This is a genomic window from Sphingomonas immobilis, assembly GCF_030580995.1.
GTDB classification, from domain to species: domain Bacteria; phylum Pseudomonadota; class Alphaproteobacteria; order Sphingomonadales; family Sphingomonadaceae; genus Sphingomonas; species Sphingomonas immobilis.
The window spans coordinates 144982-163545 of record NZ_JAUQSZ010000012.1; the positions used below are offsets into that span (position 1 = coordinate 144982).

The 18564-nt window shown below is 66.4% G+C and carries 21 protein-coding genes; 7 read left to right on the forward strand and 14 right to left on the reverse strand.

The features are described 5' to 3' along the window. Positions 1 to 5 precede the first annotated feature (5 nt). From Q5H94_RS16690 to coxB, 13 genes are all read right to left on the reverse strand, one after another. Positions 6 to 1778: a hypothetical protein gene (locus Q5H94_RS16690; protein ID WP_304562420.1), complete on the reverse strand. Its 1773-nt coding sequence runs from the start codon at positions 1776 to 1778 to the stop codon at positions 6 to 8. Between the two features lies 1 nt (position 1779). Further along, positions 1780 to 2133, reverse strand: coding sequence for a hypothetical protein (locus Q5H94_RS16695; protein WP_304562421.1), 354 nt, complete (start codon positions 2131 to 2133; stop codon positions 1780 to 1782). A gap of 107 nt (positions 2134 to 2240) precedes the next feature. After that, positions 2241 to 3104: a class I SAM-dependent methyltransferase gene (locus tag Q5H94_RS16700; protein WP_304562422.1), complete on the reverse strand. Its 864-nt coding sequence runs from the start codon at positions 3102 to 3104 to the stop codon at positions 2241 to 2243. A 97-nt stretch (positions 3105 to 3201) separates the two neighbouring features. Continuing rightward, on the reverse strand, positions 3202 to 4602 hold the full coding sequence (thrC, locus tag Q5H94_RS16705; RefSeq protein WP_304562423.1) for a threonine synthase: 1401 nt from the start codon (positions 4600 to 4602) through the stop codon (positions 3202 to 3204). 150 nt (positions 4603 to 4752) lie between these two features. Then, positions 4753 to 5367, reverse strand: a complete 615-nt coding sequence (locus Q5H94_RS16710; protein ID WP_304562424.1) for an SURF1 family protein — start codon at positions 5365 to 5367, stop codon at positions 4753 to 4755. Beyond that, positions 5364 to 5774, reverse strand: a complete 411-nt coding sequence (locus Q5H94_RS16715) for a DUF983 domain-containing protein (RefSeq protein ID WP_304562425.1) — start codon at positions 5772 to 5774, stop codon at positions 5364 to 5366. Before Q5H94_RS16715 ends, Q5H94_RS16710 begins: the two co-directional genes overlap by 4 nt. Next, positions 5758 to 6273, reverse strand: a complete 516-nt coding sequence (locus tag Q5H94_RS16720) for a DUF3291 domain-containing protein (RefSeq protein WP_304562426.1) — start codon at positions 6271 to 6273, stop codon at positions 5758 to 5760. Before Q5H94_RS16720 ends, Q5H94_RS16715 begins: the two co-directional genes overlap by 17 nt. 1 nt (position 6274) lies before the next feature. Beyond that, on the reverse strand, positions 6275 to 7192 hold the full coding sequence (locus Q5H94_RS16725) for a cytochrome c oxidase subunit 3 (RefSeq protein ID WP_304562427.1): 918 nt from the start codon (positions 7190 to 7192) through the stop codon (positions 6275 to 6277). 43 nt (positions 7193 to 7235) lie between these two features. Continuing rightward, positions 7236 to 7769: a cytochrome c oxidase assembly protein gene (locus Q5H94_RS16730; protein ID WP_304562428.1), complete on the reverse strand. Its 534-nt coding sequence runs from the start codon at positions 7767 to 7769 to the stop codon at positions 7236 to 7238. Continuing rightward, entirely contained in the window at positions 7766 to 7900 is a 135-nt protein-coding gene (locus tag Q5H94_RS16735; RefSeq protein ID WP_304562429.1) for a hypothetical protein, read from the reverse strand. The genes Q5H94_RS16730 and Q5H94_RS16735 overlap by 4 nt, the downstream gene beginning before the upstream one ends. Then, positions 7900 to 8796: a heme o synthase gene (locus tag Q5H94_RS16740; RefSeq protein ID WP_304562430.1), complete on the reverse strand. Its 897-nt coding sequence runs from the start codon at positions 8794 to 8796 to the stop codon at positions 7900 to 7902. The genes Q5H94_RS16735 and Q5H94_RS16740 overlap by 1 nt, the downstream gene beginning before the upstream one ends. Before the next feature lie 103 nt (positions 8797 to 8899). Then, positions 8900 to 10576, reverse strand: a complete 1677-nt coding sequence (gene ctaD / locus Q5H94_RS16745; RefSeq protein ID WP_304562431.1) for a cytochrome c oxidase subunit I — start codon at positions 10574 to 10576, stop codon at positions 8900 to 8902. 3 nt (positions 10577 to 10579) lie between these two features. Then, on the reverse strand, positions 10580 to 11692 hold the full coding sequence (gene coxB / locus Q5H94_RS16750) for a cytochrome c oxidase subunit II (protein ID WP_304562432.1): 1113 nt from the start codon (positions 11690 to 11692) through the stop codon (positions 10580 to 10582). A 231-nt stretch (positions 11693 to 11923) separates the two neighbouring features. Between coxB and pyrE the strand changes: the two genes are divergently transcribed. From pyrE to Q5H94_RS16775, 5 genes are all read left to right on the forward strand, one after another. Beyond that, positions 11924 to 12508: an orotate phosphoribosyltransferase gene (pyrE, locus tag Q5H94_RS16755; RefSeq protein ID WP_304562433.1), complete on the forward strand. Its 585-nt coding sequence runs from the start codon at positions 11924 to 11926 to the stop codon at positions 12506 to 12508. Further along, positions 12505 to 13236: a pyridoxine 5'-phosphate synthase gene (locus tag Q5H94_RS16760; RefSeq protein ID WP_304562434.1), complete on the forward strand. Its 732-nt coding sequence runs from the start codon at positions 12505 to 12507 to the stop codon at positions 13234 to 13236. Before pyrE ends, Q5H94_RS16760 begins: the two co-directional genes overlap by 4 nt. A 165-nt stretch (positions 13237 to 13401) precedes the next feature. Then, the gene (gene acpS / locus Q5H94_RS16765; RefSeq protein ID WP_304562435.1) at positions 13402 to 13815 is read left to right on the forward strand and encodes a holo-ACP synthase; all 414 of its coding nucleotides are present in this window, start codon (positions 13402 to 13404) and stop codon (positions 13813 to 13815) included. Between the two features lie 3 nt (positions 13816 to 13818). Beyond that, positions 13819 to 14724, forward strand: a complete 906-nt coding sequence (gene lepB / locus Q5H94_RS16770; protein WP_304562436.1) for a signal peptidase I — start codon at positions 13819 to 13821, stop codon at positions 14722 to 14724. Next, positions 14721 to 15803 carry an AI-2E family transporter gene (locus Q5H94_RS16775; protein WP_304562437.1) on the forward strand — a complete coding sequence of 361 codons (1083 nt, stop codon included), beginning with the start codon at positions 14721 to 14723 and terminating at the stop codon, positions 15801 to 15803. Before lepB ends, Q5H94_RS16775 begins: the two co-directional genes overlap by 4 nt. On the opposite strand, the gene Q5H94_RS16780 is transcribed toward Q5H94_RS16775, so the two are convergent. Beyond that, complete coding sequence (locus Q5H94_RS16780) at positions 15733 to 16821, reverse strand: glycosyltransferase (RefSeq protein WP_304562438.1); 1089 nt, start codon at positions 16819 to 16821, stop codon at positions 15733 to 15735. The two genes, Q5H94_RS16775 and Q5H94_RS16780, sit on opposite strands and share 71 nt — an antisense overlap. 261 nt (positions 16822 to 17082) lie before the next feature. Here Q5H94_RS16780 and Q5H94_RS16785 point away from each other — a divergent pair, with 261 nt between their 5' ends. Both Q5H94_RS16785 and Q5H94_RS16790 read left to right on the forward strand, forming a co-directional pair. Beyond that, positions 17083 to 18030, forward strand: coding sequence for a hypothetical protein (locus tag Q5H94_RS16785; protein ID WP_304562439.1), 948 nt, complete (start codon positions 17083 to 17085; stop codon positions 18028 to 18030). After that, complete coding sequence (locus Q5H94_RS16790; protein ID WP_304562440.1) at positions 18014 to 18559, forward strand: DUF2141 domain-containing protein; 546 nt, start codon at positions 18014 to 18016, stop codon at positions 18557 to 18559. The genes Q5H94_RS16785 and Q5H94_RS16790 overlap by 17 nt, the downstream gene beginning before the upstream one ends. Positions 18560 to 18564 lie beyond the last annotated feature (5 nt).

Consider the following 18564-nt stretch of genomic DNA (forward strand, 5'->3'; position numbering starts at 1 on the left):
TACCGTCAGAAGCCGCGGCCGAGATCGACCTTTTTCATCGCCGGCGCGCAATTGGCGCAGAATTCGTTGTGGCCGTTGATGGTTCCGAACATCACGCAGATCGAGGCGTTGGTGTTGGGCGTCGTCGCGTAATTGGCCTCGCCCGCAGGCGCACCGTTGAAACAATGCGGCCCGGCATGACCGTGGCCGGTATATTGCGTCGCGACCTTGTCAGGCTGGATGCCGGTGCCGGCTGCGACCATGTGGACCTTGTGGCCGATCTCGTGGATCGCGGTGCCGGCCTGCTCGGCCAGCGTCTGATCCTGCCAGATCGCGCGCGTGCAGACGCAGATGTTCGCAGCACCCCCGAGCGCGAGCCCCGCGCGCCAGCGATCGACCAGATTGACGTGAACCGTGATCGTGCCGGTGCCGGCGGGAAGGCCGGACACGTCGATCTCGAGCGATTGCGCATCGTCGGCGGCCGTACCCGGCGCGACCTTGTCTGGCGGAATCGGGATGGCGGCAGGGCGCGGACGGCCGGGGGCCGGGCGGTTCGCCTGGTAGCTCGCCGAGACGAACCAGCTCTCGCCCGTGACGATCTTCTGCCAGAGCGAGCGCGTATCGAGGCCGTCGCCCGGCAAGAGGCCGACCGCCGTGGTTTCCATGAACGCGGAGCCCGCGCTGGGGCCGACCGGGACATTGGTCATCACCTGCGGCTTGTTGGGATTCTTGACCGCCAGGAAATCCGTAAAGGTCAGGCGCAGCAGGTACGGTGCCTTGGTCGAGGCCTTGGCATCGCCCGCGATCGCGGCCGTGACGTTGTTTTCCAATATGGTCTGCTCCGCCCGGCTGCCGATATTCTCCTGATGCGCGACCGGCAGGTCGGGGAGCTTCTTCATGATCATGTGATGCTTGGCGAACTCGGCCTCGACCGCGCTGAAATCGCTGAGCGCGTTGGCAAGGCCGGTCATCGGCAGGGCGACGTACCAGAACAGCCGCTTGGTGGTGATGATGCCGGTCATCACCACCTGCTTCTTGTCATCGCGCGCCTCGATCTGGAACTGGTAGCCGCCGCCCGCGACGAGTTGCGCCGCGGTGATGATGCCGACGCCGTTGCGCACCGATCCGCTCGTCCAGGTCTTGCTGCTCGCCTTGAAGTGCGAATTGCGCGTTTCCTCGTGATTCGCGCCGGTCGTATACGCCGGCGACATGCCGGGCGTCTGGACGATGCGCCACTGGAACCCGACGTTCACCGGCTTGTCGAACTTGACGATGAAGCGCGGATGGATGCCGAGCCGGTCGATATTGGGAATGTCGCTGTCGGGCAGCCATTTCGCGTCGCGCGGCAGATTCACATATTGCGTCGGATCGCTGATGATCGTCGCGTCGTCACCGTCGAGCCAATCGACCGAGACGATGTTGTAATCGTCGACCGGCGGCTTGGGCGGCGGTACGGGCGCGGGCTTCGGGGGTGGTGTCGGCCCCGGCGGCGGGGGAGTCGGGTGCGGCGGATCGCCGCCACCGTGCGGATCGATCGGCGTATGGCACGGCACCACAACACCGCCGCCAGGATGCGGACTGAACACGCTGGAGATGAGATCCCACGCCCATTCGATCACGCCGATGATCGCCTCGAGCGCCTTGTCGATGTAGCGGTTGGCCGCATCGAGCACCTTCATTCCCGCTGCGGCGGCAGCATCATAGGCGGCCTGCGCAGTGTCTGCGATCAGGTTGGCGGCGCGTTGCGCGGTGTCCGTCGCGGCGTTCCAGGCGTCGTTGAGCGTGTCCCCCCAGGCCATTTCAGCGCTTTCCGAGTTCGCGCAACAGCGTGATCGTGAAATGCTTGAGCAGCTCGGCCTTCTGTTTCTGTGTCGTGTCCGCGAACAGGATCTGGCGCGCGCCGCGATAGCGCTCGACGAAATTGGTGCCGAGATGCCCTGCCGTCAACGCGAAGGCCGCCACCGCCTGTTCGCTCGTCATGCCATAGCCGCGCGCTTCCTCGCGCAACTGGCGGATGGTGGCGTGCATCTCCGGTTCCGGTTCCTTGGCAAGGCCCGGAACGGCCTGGCGCAGGAAATCGCTGATCTTCGCGATGAAGCGGCGATCTTCGACTTCGGCGAACTTGTCGGTCGTTTCTGTGGTGAGTTGCAGCATGTCTTGATCCGTCGCGCGAAGGACGCGCGCGACTTAACACGCGCTCCCCGGGATAGAAATATCTGATGCCGCTATTTGGGATAGTATGGAAACGACTTGAGGAAGGTTCAGCGCTTCCAGCGCGCGAAGATGGCGGTCGGCAGCAGCAGCCCGCGCGCTTCCTCGCGCACCGCCATCTCGCCGACCTCGACCGTGCCGCCGAGATCGCCGAGCGCCTGCCGCACCACCTCGCCGATCGCCAGCGCCGACATGCGCACGGCATAGACGGTGAGGACGAGGAACTTGCTGTCGGCGTCGAGCAGCTTGCGGCAATCGGCGATCAGGCCGGGCAGCCCTTCCTCCAGCCGCCAGACCTCACCGTCGGGACCGCGCCCGAACTTGGGCGGATCGAGGAAGATGCCGTCGTAGCGCTTCTCGCGCCGCACCTCGCGCGCAGCGAACTTGGCGGCATCGTCCACCATCCAGCGTATCGGGCGATCGGCGAGATCGGAGAGGAAGGCGTTAGCCTTGCCCGCCTCGACCGACTTCTTCGACGCATCGACATGCGTCATTGCGGCGCCCCTGGCGGCCAGCGCCAGCGTGCCGACGCCGGTATAGCCGAACAGGTTGAGCACGGAATCGCCCTCCGCCACCTGCTCGCGCATCCATGCCCATTGCGGCGCCATGTCGGGGAAGAAGGCGAGGTGACGGAACGGCGTGTTCTGCGCGAGGAACAGCAATTCCTCCCAACGCACATGCCAGCCGCCGCGCGGCACGTCGCGCGAGAGGTGCCACTTGCCGCCGCCCTCCTCGTCCGACGCGCCGATGAAATCGCCGTCCGCTTCCCAGCTTTCGGAAGCCGGTGCCCACATTGCCTGCGGTTCCGGCCGGATGAAGCGGAAGCGGCCGTAGCGCTCGAGCTTGCGGCCGTGCCCGCTGTCGACCAACCCGTAATCGGCCCAGGGCTCGGCGATGAGAGTCGTCAGGTTCATCACCCTCACCCTTCCGTCGCTTCGCTCCTCCCTCCCTCTCCCAGTGGGAGAGGGAAGGGGCCCGCCCGGCGCAGCCGGGTGGGAAGGGTGAGGGTGATCATTTCGCCACCGCCCGCTCGGCGATGTACGCCGTCACCGCCTCGAAGGTGCCGGGCAGACTCGCGTAGCGCTCTTCGCGATCGAACAGGTCGCCGATACGCGCGGGCAATGTCGGCCGCACGCCCGTCGCGCGCTCGACCGGCTCGCGGAACTTGGCGGGGTGCGCGGTCGCCAGCGTCACCACCGGCACGTCGGCCGGCAGCGACGCGCGGCGCGCGGCGGCGAGGCCGATCGCGGTGTGCGGATCGATTACCTCGCCTGCGTGCTCGCATGCCCAGCGCATCGCCAGCGACATCTCGTCGAGGTCGATCCGGTCGCTCGTGAACAGCGCGCTCGCGCCGTCGCGCTGCGCATTGGTCAGCCGCATCGCCCGCGTCGCCTCGAAGCCGAGCATCTGGCCCGACAGCGCAGCCCCATCGCGCCCGCCGAGATCGAACAGCAGGCGTTCGAAATTGCTCGACACCTGAATGTCCATCGACGGGCTCGGCGTCGGCACCACGACCCCTTGCGAATAATCGCCTTCGGAAAGCGCGCGGTGCAGGATGTCGTTGACGTTGGTCGCGACGATCAGCTTGGCGACCGGCAGGCCCATCTTCGCGGCCACATAGCCTGCGAACACGTCGCCGAAATTACCGGTCGGCACCGCGAAGGCGACCGGCCGCTCCGGCGCGCCGAGGCGCACGGCGGCGTAGAAATAATAGACCACCTGCGCCATCAGTCGCGCCCAGTTGATCGAATTGACCGCCGACAGCGCGAACCGCGACGAAAAGCTGGGGTCGTTGAACATCGCCTTCACCAGCGCCTGCGCGTCGTCGAAGCTCGCATCCTCGAGCGCGATGTTGTGGACGTTGGGCGCGAGCACCGTCGTCATCTGCCGCCGCTGCACGTCGGACACGCGGCCCTTGGGGTGGAGCATGAAGATATCGACGCCCGCGCGCCCCGCCAGCGCATCGATCGCCGCCGAGCCGGTATCGCCCGACGTCGCGCCGACGACGATGATGTGGCGCTCCGATCCGCTGAGGAAGCGTTCGAACAGCAGCCCGAGCAATTGCAGCGCGACGTCCTTGAAGGCGAGCGTCGGGCCGTGGAACAGCTCGAGCAGCCAGTGCTGGTGATCGAGCTGGACGAGCGGCGTCACCGCGCCGTGCGCGAACCGCCCGTAGGCCTGGGTGCAGAGCGCGCGCAGGTCTTCGGCGGTCAGGCTGTCGCCGACGAAGGGCGTCATCACCGCGACGGCGGTGTCGACGTAGGACGCACCTTTCAGCGCCGCGATCTGCTCGGTCGTGAAGCTGGGCCAGCTTTCCGGCAGATAGAGCCCGCCGTCGCTGGCGAGCCCCGCGAGCGTGACCTGTTCGAAATCGAGGACGGGCGCATTCCCGCGCGTGCTGACATACTTCATGGCAGGCGGTTAGCGGCGCGCGTGCGGCTCCGCAATGGTGCGGCTTCTAGCGTACACCCGCGCTCCCCGTTCGGGCTGAGCCTGTCGAAGCCCTGCGCTTACTTCGTGCGAAGAAGGACAGCCCTTCGACAAGCTCAGGGCGAACGGGGTCTAGGGTGTTCGACGCCGCCGCAACGCCACCGCGTAGATGATCGCGGCGATGGCGGCGAACACGAACCATTGCACCGCATAGGCGAGGTGATTGTTCGGCACCGACGACAGATCGGCGGGCGGATTCGCGCCCAGCCCCGCGAGCGGCGGATCGGCGACGAGCATCAGCGTTTTCGGCGCGCCCCCGAACGCCGCCGCGATGATCGGCTGGTGATCGGGCGCGTACGCGAGGTAGCCGCGCACCACCCCGCCCTTCCAGTCCGGCTTGGCGGTCGGGCTGTGGCCGATGCCGATCTGCACCGCGAAGCCCGGACCTTCCGCGCCGGTGCGGCACTGGGCGATCTGACGCCAGCCGGGGCCGCCCTTCGCATCGTGCCCGCCCTCGTTGCTCCAGCTTACAGGCTGCAGGCAGAAGGCGGTGGCGCGGCGGAACAGCAATGTGTCGTCCGTTTTCAGGCGCGGGAAGGCGACGGCCGGCAGATCGCGGTTCTGCGCGAGGCGCACGATCAGCGCTTCCTTCTCGTGCCGGCGCTGGAGCTGCCACACGCCGAGCGCGATCATCGCCGCCACCGCCAGCGCGACGAGGATCGTGGCGAAGACGGGGATACGTTTCATGGGCGGTCGGACGGCGCGATCCGCCCTTCGCGCGCCTTGTTGCGATATTCGGATGCGAGCAGCGCCGCCTTGGCGATGCGCAACGACCACACCACGGCGGCGGCCGTCACCGGGATCCACAGCACGATCTGCAGCCAGATCGGTGGCGCGAACTTGAGCTGGATGACGATCGCCGCCGCGACGATCACCGCGCCGAGGATCAGGATCAGGAACGCCGCCGGTCCGTCGCCGACGTTGAACTTCGACAGATCGAGGCCGCAGGCGCGGCATGTCGGGGCGAAGGCGCCGAAGATGTCCTTGAACAGGGTCGGCGCGCCGCAGCGCGGGCACAGGCCCTTCAGCGCGACGTCTGCGATCGCGGGTTCCGGCTTGCCTGCTTCGGGGGCGGGTTCAGGCGTTTCCGACACACCAGGGATCGGGCCAAAGAGAAGAAGCTTGATCGACCGGCGCTCCGCCGAGGCCGGGCGCGGGAAAGCGCGTCTTGAAGGTGAAGGCGTGGGGGCTCGGGCCGAAGCGTTCGAGCATCCAAAGCCGCGCGAGCGCGTCTGACACGGTCGGGGTCTCGCCCGCCGGGATCCACCAGAGCGCCTGATACGCGCCCTCGAACCGCTCGAAATAGTCGCGACGCCTCGCCATCACCGGGGTATGCGCACTGCGGTAGACGAAATCGAACAGCGCCTCGGCATCGGCCCAGACCGACATGTTCGGAATCAGCAGCGGATCGGGCGTCGCCTGAATGTCGGTGGCGTTGTTGCCCTCGCCCTTCAGCCGCCAGACGAAGCCCGGACTTGCTTCCGCCAGCGCGTTGATACGGTCGAGCGCATCGAAGAACGGCTGGACGCGCGGGTCTCTGGGCGGCGCAATCAGCCGCCCGATATTGACCTGCGCGAGGTGCCAGTCCGCCAAATCAGCCCGCGTGGACCGGCGCGCCCCAGCCACCCCAGACGTAGACGGTCGCGAACAGGAAGATCCATACCACATCGACGAAGTGCCAGTACCACGCCGCCGCTTCGAAGCCGAAATGCTGGCGCGGCGTGAAGTCCCCCCGGTACACGCGCATCAGGTTCACGATCAGGAAGATCGTACCGATCATCACGTGGAAGCCGTGGAAGCCGGTCGCCATGAAGAAGGCCGAGGTGTAGTTGATGCCCTTGAACGGGAACGGCGCTTCCGAATATTCATACGCCTGGATCGACGAGAAGATCAGGCCGAGGATGATCGTCAGCCACAGGCCCTTCTTCACGCCGTCATTCTCGCCGACGCCGATCAGGCCCCACAGGCCCTTCAGCGCGCCACCGCGCTGGTTGTGGATCAGCGCATGGTGCGACCAGGTGATGGTCGTGCCCGAGAGCAGCAGGATCAGGGTGTTGAGCAGCGGGAAGCGGAAGGCGTCGATCACTTCCATGCCCTTGGGCGGCCAGGTCGAGGCTGCCGCTGCGCCGGCATCGGTCACGAGGCTGACGGTATGCGTCGCCGCATCGTAGAGCAGCGGGCGGGGGAACAGCGAATAATCGAAGAACGCCCAGAACCAGCCGACGAAGAACATCACTTCGGAGGCGATGAAGAGCACCATGCCGTAGCGCAGGTGAAGCTGCACGACGGGCGTGTGATCGCCAGCCTTGGCCTCGGTCAGCACCTTGCCCCACCACAGGAACATCGTGGCGAGGACGAGTGCCACGCCGAGGAAGAACACCGCGCCGCCATATGCCGCCGAGTGCATCCACATGATGCCGCCCGCCGCCAGCACGCCGCCGGCCAGCGCGCCCATGATCGGCGCGATATCGGGCGGGAGGATATGGTATGCGTGGTTCTTGGCGCCGCTCATGGTCTCGTCGTTCCCCGTTTCGTCGTTCGGTCTTTATCCCGCTCTAGCTTTTCGCTTTCGCGGAATCCACCGGGTAAAATGTATAGCTCAGCGTTATCGTCTGCACGTCGGCCGCATCGGGATCGGAGAGGATCTTCGGGTCGACGAAGAAGATCACCGGCATCCGCGCCGTCTCGCCGGGCTTGAGCGTCTGCTGGGTGAAGCAGAAGCACTGGATCTTGGTGAAATACTTGCCCGCCTGCGCCGGCGTCACGTTGTAGGTCGCGGTGCCGGTGACGGGTTTGTCCGAGGTGTTGGTGGCGGTGAAGAACGCCATGTCGCGCGCACCGACCGCGACCGTGTCGGTGCGATTCTCGGGCGCGAACTTCCACGGCATGTGCGGCGCGACGTTGGTGTCGAAATCGATGCGGATCTGGCGATCGGTCGCGCCCGGCGCGGCCGACCCGCGCTGCGTCGTGCCGTTGAGGCCGGTCGCCTGGCAGAACATGCGGTAGAGCGGGACGCTTGCCGCCGCGAGCCCGGTCATGAAGCAGACGCCGAGCACGGCGAGCATCGCGGTGCGCAGCTTGCGGCTCAATGCGCCATCCCCGCCTTGATCTTGGCGATGGTGATCGCGAACACGAGGATCACGAACGCGCCGAGGATGAGCCCCAGCACCGTCGCGCGCGCGCGCTGGCGCTTGCGGATTTCGTCGTCATGCTGGGCCATCAGGCAATCCACTTGTCGGCGACGAGCGCGCCGAAGACGATGAAAAGATACAGGATCGACCATGCGAACAACCGCTTTTCGGGCTTCATCGTGTCGTCCGACCCGGTGGTACGCGTCGCGACCTGCAGCGCGAGGACCGCGAAGACGAGCGTCGAGACGAGCGTGACGACGCCGTAGATCGCGCCGGTCAGGTGCAGCACCCACGGCAGCAGCGCGACCACGCCCATCGGGATCGTGTAGAGGCCGATCTGGTTGCGCGTCGTGCGCTCGCCCGCCACCACCGGCAGCATCGGCACGCCGGCCGCCGCGTAATCGGTCTTCACAAACAGCGCGAGCGCCCAGAAGTGCGGCGGCGTCCACAGGAAGACGAGCGCGAACAGCAGGACGGGCAGCAGCGCGACATCGCCGGTCGCCGCCGCCCAGCCGATCAGCGGCGGGAAGGCACCGGCTGCGCCGCCGATGACGATGTTCTGCGGCGTGCGGCGCTTCAGCCAGACGGTGTAGATGAGAACATAGAACAGGATCGACGCGGTCAGGATCGCGGCGGCGGCGAGGTTCACCGCCAGCCCCATCAGGATCACCGAAAAGGCGCTGAGCCCCACGCCGAATTGCAACGCGGTCTCGCGGTCCATGCGGCCGGCGGGGAGCGGGCGGCGCTCGGTGCGGCGCATCTTCGCGTCGAGATCGGCCTCGTACCATTGGTTGAGCGCCCCCGCCGCCCCCGCGCCGAGCGCGATGCACAGGATCGCGGTGAAGCCCAGCACGGGGTCGATATGCGTCGGTGCCGCGAGCATCCCGCACAGGCCGGTGAACACCACCAACGTCATCACGCGCGGCTTGGTCAGCGCCAGAAAGTCGCGCCAGTCGGCGGGCATCGGGAGAGTCGTGGTGGACATTATGTGCGGCCTATAGGCTCCTGAAGTCGCGGGCGAAAGAGGATCAACGAAAACGCCCCGGCTCTCGCCGGGGCGCTTCGTTTCCTGCCTGTTGGAGCAAGGATCAGTGGTGATCGCCGCCGTCGATGACCGGAAGCGTCTCGAACTGGTGGTACGGCGGCGGGCTCGACAGCGTCCATTCGAGCGTCGTCGCGCCTTCGCCCCACGGATTGTCGCCCGCCTTCTTGCCGGCGAACAGCGAGTAGATCACGTTCACGAAGAACACGATCATCGAACCCGCCATGATCATGTAGCCGATCGTGGCGAAGTGGTTCCAGTATTCGAGGTTGTCGGCATAGTCCGGCACGCGGCGCTGCATGTTCTGCAGGCCCAGGAAGTGCATCGGGAAGAACAGCATGTTCACGCCGGCGAAGAAGATCCAGAAATGGATCTGGCCGAGCAGTTCGCTGAGCATCCGGCCCGACATCTTCGGGAACCAGTATGTGAAGCCCGCGAACAGCGAGAACACCGCGCCGAGCGACAGCACGTAGTGGAAGTGCGCCACCACGTAGTAGCTGTCCTGCATGTAGTCGTCGATGCCGCCGTTGGCGAGCACGACGCCGGTCACGCCGCCGACGGTGAACATGAAGATGAAGCCGATCGCCCAGACCATCGGCGTCTTGAACGAGAGCGAGCCGCCCCACATCGTCGCGATCCACGAGAAGATCTTGATGCCGGTCGGCACCGCGATCACCATCGTCGCGGCGGTGAAGTACATCTTGGTGTTCACCGACAGGCCGGTCGTGAACATGTGGTGTGCCCACACGACGAAGCCGACCACACCGATCGCGACCATCGCATAGGCCATGCCGAGATAGCCGAAGATCGGCTTCTTCGAGAAGGTCGACAGGATCTGGCTGACGATGCCGAAGCCCGGCAGGATCATGATGTAGACTTCGGGGTGGCCGAAGAACCAGAACAGATGCTGGTACAGGATCGGATCGCCGCCGCCGGCCGGATCGAAGAAGGTCGTGCCGAAGTTACGATCGGTCAGCAGCATGGTGATGGCGGCCGCCAGCACCGGCAGCGACAGCAGCAGCAGGAACGCGGTGACCAGCACCGACCACACGAAAAGCGGCATCTTGTGCAGCGTCATGCCCGGAGCGCGCATGTTGAAGATCGTCGTGATGAAGTTGATCGCACCGAGGATCGACGACGCACCGGCAAGGTGCAGCGACAGGATCGCCATATCGACCGAAGGCCCAGGCTCGCCGTACGTCGAGAGCGGCGCATAGACCGTCCAGCCGGTGCCAGCACCCCCGAAGAACGGCGACAGCAGCAGCAGCGTGAACGACGGGATCAGCAGCCAGAACGAGATGTTGTTCATGCGCGGGAAGGCCATGTCCGGCGCACCGATCATGATCGGCACGAACCAGTTGCCGAAGCCGCCGATCATCGCCGGCATCACCATGAAGAACACCATGATCAGGCCGTGCGCGGTGATCAGCACGTTCCACAGGTGAAGCGCATGGTCGAAATTCTTGTCGCCCGGCAGGTATTCGGCCAGCACCGTCAGATACTGGATGCCGGGGTGCGCGAGCTCGGCACGCATCACGCCGGAGATCGCGCCGCCGATGATGCCCGCGAAGATCGCGAAGATCAGGTAGAGCGTGCCGATGTCCTTGTGGTTCGTCGACATGAACCAGCGGGCGAAGAAGCCGGGCTTGTGATCGGCATCATGGTGGTGATGCTCGTGATCGTGCGCTTCGAAAGCGTGGCCGGAAAGGGCGGTGTCGGTCATGGCTTACTTTCCGGTGATGCTGGCGCCGGGATTGGCCGTGGCGCCCTGGTTGGTCGTGGGAGCGGCTTCTTCGGCCGCATTGTCGACGGGGCCCATCGCGTTGGCGACGGCCTGCGGATCGCCGGTCTCGACGAGCGCCGGAGCGGGCTGGCTGGCGGACTTGGGCGCGGGCATCGTGCCGCCCTTCGCCTTCACCCACTGCGCGAACACCGCCGGGCTCACCGCCTGGACGGTGATCGGCATATAGCCATGGCGCGCGCCGCACAGTTCCGAACAGACGCCGAAATAGAGGCCTTCCTTCTCGATCGTGAAGCTCGTCTCGTTGAGACGGCCGGGCACTGCGTCGAGCTTGATCCAGAACGCCGGGATCGCCCAGCTGTGGATCACGTCGTTCGAGGTGGTGATGAGGCGGATCGGCACACCGACCGGCAGGACGACGCGGTTGTCGGTCGCCAGCAGGCGGGGCCCGTCGGCGTCGACGCGGGCGCGGTCACCCTTGGCGAAATTGGGGTCGTTCTTGTCCTTCAGCATGTTCGAGGTGATCTCGAACCCGCCGTTGTCGGGATATTGATACGACCAATACCATTGGTTGCCGATCGCCTTCAGCGTGACGGCATTGGCCGGCGCCGGCTTGAACTGCGCCTGCAGGAGGCCGATCGACGGCAGCGCGATCGCCACCAGGATCAGCACCGGCACGAGCGTCCAGGCCACTTCGAGGCCGACGTGGTGCGAGGTCTTGGAAGGAACCGGGTTCGCCGCCTTGCGATAGCGGATCACCACCCAGGCGAGCAGGATCAGCACGAAGATCGAGATGGCGACGATCAGCGGGAACAGAATCCAGTCGTGGAACCACTCGGCATAGCGGCCGTTCGCGGTCACCTGCGGCTGGATCGTGATCTCGTTGTGCGGGCCGGGCTGGCCGATGCCGACGGTCGGCGCGAGTTCGGGCGCGCCGTCACGGACCAGCATCGGATCGATCGGTGCGGCAGCGGCAGCGGCAGGCGCCGCAGCGGCGGGGGATGCGGCAGGCGCCGGTGTCGCCGCCAGACCCGAACCGGCCCCCAGGCCGGTGATCGCCAGGCTGGCCGCCAGCACGATCCCTTTCAACCCCGTCATACGCATCCGTATCATCACCCCTGCGAACGCGCCTAAATCAATGGCGCAGGGCGACAATACGCCCCTCTGACTCCGGGCCTATACGCGGGCACCCCCCCGGCCTCAAGCATGTAGCCGCGCTTTTTTGGTGCAGCTGCGAACGGTTCGCAAGAGTGGCCCAATTGCGTCATTGTCTAGCCCTGCCGGCGTCCCTAATCAGGCGTTCATCCAGCCCGCGATAAGGCCGACCTGATGACCGACGACGACGTCCTCGCCGAATTCCGCGCCGCCGATGCGCTGCTCGAGGGGCATTTCATCCTGTCCTCGGGCCTGCGCAGTCCGCGTTACCTGCAATGTGCGCGGGTGCTGATGGACCCGCGGCGCGGCGCGCGCCTGTCCGAGGCATTGGCCGCCAAGATCCCGGCAGATCTGCGCGCGCAGATCTCCGCCGTCGTCTCGCCCGCGATGGGCGGCGTGATCGCCGGGCACGAGATGGCGCGGGCGCTCGGGGTCGAGGCGATGTTCCTCGAACGGCCCGAGGGCGTGTTCGAACTGCGCCGTGGCTTCCGCCTGACGCCGGGCGCGAAAGTGCTGATGATGGAGGATGTCGTCACGACCGGCCTCTCCAGCCGCGAGGCGATCGCCGCGATCGCGCGCGCGGGCGGCGAGACGGTGGCGGCGGCGTCGCTGGTCGATCGCTCCAACGGCACGGCCGATCTTGGCGTGCCCTTCTATCCGCTGATCCGTATCGACGTGCCGACCTACGCCGCCGACGCGCTTCCGCCAGAGTTGGAAGTGATTCCCGCGATCAAGCCGGGAAGCCGCGCCGTCGCGTGACGCACCCCTTACGCCTCGGGGTCAATATCGACCATGTCGCGACGGTGCGGAACGCGCGCGGCGCGGGCTATCCCGATCCGGTGCGCGCGGCGCTGCTGGCGGCGGAGGCCGGGGCGGACGGCATCACCGCCCATCTGCGCGAGGACCGGCGCCACATCACCGACAACGATATCGCGCGGTTGTCGACCGGCCTCACCATCCCGCTCAACCTGGAGATGGCGGCAACGGACGAGATGCTGGCGATCGCGCTGAAGCACCGCCCGCATGCAGCCTGCATCGTCCCCGAAAAGCGCGAGGAGCGCACCACCGAGGGCGGGCTCGACGCGGCGGGGCAGTTCGACCATCTCGCGCCGATGGTGCGTACGCTTGGCGATGCGGGCATCCGTGTGTCGCTGTTCATCGAGCCGGCGGCGGCGCAGATCGAGGCCGCGCTGCGGCTCGGCGCGCCGGTGGTGGAACTCCACACCGGCCGCTATTGCGAGCTGTCGGGGGAAGCGCAGACGGAGGAGTTGCGCCGCATCGCCGACGCTGCCGCGCTCGCCGCGAAGAACGGCATCGAGGTCCATGCCGGCCACGGCCTCACCTACGACAATGTCGCGCCCATTGCCGCGATCTCGCAGGTGCGCGAGCTCAACATCGGCCATTTCCTGATCGGCGAGGCGATCTTCCTCGGGCTCGCCGAAAGCGTGAAGCGCATGCGCGAGGCGATGGATGCGGCGCGTGGATAGCGCCGGCAGAGATTTTGTTCACGCGGAGGCGCGGAGACGCGGAGAAGAGAAGAATGTGAGGCGCTTCGCGCCGGGAGACCGCGCGGAGCGCCTTTTTCTCTCTTCTTCCTCTTCGCGCCTCCGCGCCTCCGCGTGCATCGATCTTCTTCCACGCGGGAGTGCCGCATGATCATCGGTCTCGGCTCCGACCTTTGCAACATCGAGCGCATCCAGGCGTCGCTGGATCGCTTCGGTACCCGTTTCGAGCAGCGCGTCTTCACCGAGCTGGAGCAGCGCAAGGCCGCGCGGCGACCGCTCACCAAGGCCGGGACGCTCGCCAAGCGTTTCGCCGCGAAGGAGGCATTCTCCAAGGCGGTCGGCACCGGATTCAAGGCCGGCGTGTTCATGAAGGACATCGGCGTGGTCAACGCGCCATCGGGCGCGCCGACGCTCGCGCTGACCGGCGGAGCCGCCGCAAGGCTTGACGCGTTAGTCCCCGAAGGCCACGTCGCGAAGGTGCATCTGACGCTGACGGACGATCACCCCTGGGCGCAGGCCTTTGTCATTATCGAGGCGCTGCCCGCGCCGGGAACAGAGTAAGCAATGAGCGAGGACCTCGCCCTGACTCCGAACGATCATCCCGCCGACGATCCCGTGACCGTCGAGGCACCGCCGGCCAAGGCCAAGCGCACCGACTGGTGGGGCGAACTGCGCGGCATATTTTGGCTGGTACTCGCGGTGCTGGGCTTCCACACCTTCATCGCCAAGCCCTTCTACATTCCGTCCGAATCGATGCTGCCGGGGCTCGAGGTCGGCGATCAGCTCGTGGTGAGCAAATATCCCTATGGCTGGTCGTTCATCTCGCCGACCTTCCATGTACTACCCTTCATCCACGGCCGCCTGTTCGGCCGCATGCCCGAGCGCGGCGATGTCGTCATCGTGACGCCGCCGGGCACCGAAACCGATTACATCAAGCGCGTGGTCGGCCTGCCGGGCGAGACAATCGAGGTGCGGCAGGGCACTGTCTTTATCGACGGCGTGCCATTGAAGCGCGGGCCGATCCACGATGCCCTCATCCCGGTCGACAACAACACGCGCTGTGACAGCACGACCTATCCCGGCGCGCTGACCACGGGCGCGGACGGCAGGCTCCTTTGCAAGCTGCCGCTCGTCACCGAGACGATGCCCAATGGCCGCCATTACGAGACGGTCGAACTCGGCGACAGCGAGGGCGACAATTACGGGCCGGTGAAGATTCCCAAGGACCATGTCTTCCTGATGGGCGACAATCGCGATCGCAGCTCCGACAGCCGCTTCCCGCTGTCCGCGCTCGGGCTCGGCGGGCCGGTGCCGTGGGAATATCTCGGCGGCCGCGCCGAGATCATCACTTTCTCCAAGACCGGCGGCGGCACCTGGAATCCGCTGACCTGGGGCGAATCGTTCCGCGGCGGCCGTGCGGGCACGTCGCTTCACCCGGCGCGCGACCCGCAGCCGGTGCCGGCTAAGTGAGCGAGGAACAGACCGCGCCGCTCGTCTCTACGGAGCCGGGCCCCAACGAGATGCGCGATCCGTTCGTGCGCAAGGAGATGAAGCGCGCGGGCGTGTGGTTCGGCATGGGCGGCGCGATCGCGCTGGTCGTGCTGCTGATCCAGCCGCTGCTGATCATCTTCGCCGGGCTCGTGTTCGCGGCGATGCTCGACGGCGGCGTCCGCCTGCTCGGCAAGGTGCTGCCGATCCCGCGCGCGTGGCGGCTGGTGATCGTCGTGATCCTGACGATCGCCTTCATCGTCGGCACCGGCTATCTGATGGGCGTCCAGGTCGCCGCGCAGTTCGAGCAATTGCGCGTCACGCTGATGGTGCAGGCGACGCGTCTGCTCGGCTGGGCATCGGGCCTCGGCCTGCTGCCAGATCATGTCGATTTCAACACCATCGCCGAACAGGCGATGGGGTCGTTCGGCAAGCTCACCTCCTGGGTCGGCACCGCGATCGGCGCGATCACCAGCTTCGTGATGATCATGGTGATCGGCCTGTTCGTGGCGATGGAACCGCGGCTTTACGAGGCCGGGCTGCAATGGATGATCCCGTCCGATTCACGGCGCGAATTCGCGATCACGATCGAGCGGATGGGCAAGACGATGCGCAGCCTGCTCGCCGGGCGACTGCTCGGCATGGCGCTGGAGGGCGTGATGACCGGCATCGCGCTCGCCTTCGCCGGGGTGCCGATGGCGCTGGTGCTGGGCATCGTCGTCGGCGTGCTCGCCTTCATCCCCAATATCGGCGCCATCATCAGCGGGCTGATGATGGTGGCGGTCGGCTTCAGCGCGGGGGTGCATACCGGCGTGTGGGCGATCATCATCTATTTTGTAATCCAAACTTTCGACGGCTATGTCGTCATCCCGATGGTGGCGCGAAAGACGGTCGACCTGCCGCCCGCGCTCACGCTGTCGACGCAGATTCTCGCGGGGACGCTCTTCGGTATCCTCGGGCTGGCGCTCGCGGACCCGATGACGGCGATGATCAAGGTCGCGCTGGAGCGAAATTCCGAGCGTGCGATTCGCGAGATCGAGGACGAGCCCGAGACGCATTGAAACGCCGGTCGAGGACAACCTCGTCGAACACGTCGAGATAGGCGGCGGCGGCATCCTCCCCCGGCTGGGCGACCGGTGCCGGGCGGCGGCGGCGCGGGCCCAGCCAGTGGTGGAGCGCACGCACCAGCCCCTCGTGATCCTCCTGCGCGACGACCGTGCCGAGCCGCGGCCCGGCCACGATCTCGCGCACCGCGACGCTCGATTCGGTCGAGATCACCGGCGTTCCCACCGCCAGCGCCTCACGCAGCACGCCCGGCACGCCTTCGAACTCCGACACCAGCGCCAAGGCAGTCGCGCGCTCGATCATCGGCAGCGGATCCGCCGCATAGCCGGGCATCAGCACGCGACCCGAAAGGCCGAGATCCGCCACCAGCGCCTCGAGCGCCGGCCGCTCCTCGCCCTCGCCCAGGATCACGAGCGTCACGCCCGGATCGCGCACGCGCGCGAAGGCGCGGATCAGCCGGTCCCAACGCTTCTGCGGCGCGAGCCGGCCGACACCGAGGAGATAGCGGCCCTCGGGACAATCGCCGTCACCGCCGCGCGTGAGGCGCACCGGCGGGTTGGGAATGACGCTCAGGATATCGGCATCGACGCCCATCGCGCGGACCGTTTCGGATCGCATGCCCGGCGTCATCGCGACGAGACGATCGAGAAACAGCGGATGCAGCCGCAACCATGCGCGATACACCATCGCCACCGCCGCCGCCTGATCGCGCCGTTCCAGCGCGTTCGAGACCTTGGCGACGATCGGCGGGCAGCGCCGCCCGAGCCGCAGCCTGGTCCACGCCGCGATGCCCGAATAGTGATTGCCTGCGCAAAAAACGAGATCGGGTCCGATCTCCTCGACCAGCGCCGGCAGCGCCAGCAGCCCGCGCATCGACGCATTCCCCAGCAATACGGTATCGACGCCCGCGGGCAATTCGCCCGCCAGCGGCCCTCTATTGTCGCCCAGCACGAGCGTCACGCGCCGACCGAGATCGCTCCACCCGGCCATCAGCCGCATCAGCGCGCGCTCCACGCCGCCGCCGTCAAGTGTCTGTGCGTAAGCGAGAATATGTGCTGCAGGCGGTCGGGGACTGAGCATGGCGGCAGTGAGTACGCCCCAAATGTCGCAAAAGTTTCTCAGGCCGCCGATACGATGTTACCGCACCGAAACATTTTGCCTGAGCGTGCGTTCGCGCCGTGGCGCGCCGTCTTGATCCGGTTTGCCGCGCGCACGATATCGGGCTAAGCGGCGGCTCGTGCTCGACCGGATCGAGCGGTTAGGACATATCCCAAGGTGGACAAATTTCCCTCCGGGGCGACAAACGCCGGCACCATCGAAGCCCCGGTTCCCCTCACTCCCGATCTCGCGGGGCTTGAGCCGATCGAGACGCTGAAGCGCCGCTGGCCAGCCTATCTGGCAGGCGCGACGACGATCGTCATGATCGCGATGCTCGGCAAGAAGCTGCTCGAGTCGAATCTCGAGCGCACTTTCCCGGACAACCCGCTTTTCTACATCTTCTTCATCCTGCTGTACGTGACGCCGGTCGCGGGCGACTACATCATCTTCCGCAAGCTGTGGCAGATCCCGCCCGAGGGTTTCATCGCGCTCGCCCGCAAACGCATTGCCAGCGACATGCTCAATTATTCGGGCGAGGCCTATTTCTACGCCTGGGCGCGGCAGCGCGCGACTCTGGTCGCGGCGCCGTTCGGCGCGGTGAAGGACGTCACCATCCTCTCGGCGATCGCCGGCAACGCGATGACCTTCAGCATCACCGCCGTCGCGCTGTTGCTCTACGTCGACCTGCTGACGCCGACGCAGCAACATTATGCGATCTGGTCGACCGTCATCGTCTTCCTGATGTCGGTGCCCTTCCTCGTCTTCTCCAAGCGGGTGTTCTCGCTCGAGCGGCCGCGGCTGTGGTGGATTTTCGGAATCCACTGCCTGCGACTTGTGGCGGGATCGGTGTTTATCGCGCTGACATGGCATTTCGGGCTGCAAACGGTGTCGGTCGGCATGTGGCTTTTGCTCGCCGCGCTCAGGATGATTGTTTCACGCCTGCCACTTGTGCCGAACAAAGACCTTTTTTTCGCCACGCTCGCTACCCAGTTAATCGGGCAGAACGAGGAACTGTCGAATCTGGTCGCGTTGACCGCGGCCTTGACGCTTGTCGTGCATGTTGCACTGATCGCGGCGTTCGGCCTGTACGGGCTGGTAAGGAAGAAGAATGAGGTTGCGCCTTAAGATTGCCGCAGCGATCGCCGCCACCGCGCTGTGCGCGGGTGTGCCCGGCGGCGTGGCGGATGCCCACGCCGGCGTGCTGGGCGGCGACAGCGCCGCCTGCCTCGGCGGCGGCGGACCGGCGATTCGCGTCAACGTCGATGGCCTGAAGGACCGGATCGGCGAACTGAAGCTGGAATTGTATCCGGCCACGGATGCCGATTTCCTGAAGGACGACCGCGACCTGATCAAGGAAGGCAAGGTCTTCCGCCGCGTGCAGGTGCCGACGCCGGCGACGGGATCGGTCGCGCTGTGCATCAAGGCGCCGACGCCGGGCACCTACGCCTTGCTGTTCACGCACAACCGCGACGGCAAGAACAAGTTCAACTTCTGGGCCGACGGCGCGGGCTTCCCGAGCAACGCGCGGCTGGGCCGTGCGCGGCCGAAGCTGACGATGGCGACGATCACCGTGCCCAACGGCCTCGTCACCACCGATATCCACGCGCAATATCTGCGCGGCCTCGGCGGTTTCGCGCCCATCAAGGGCAGCTGAGCGCC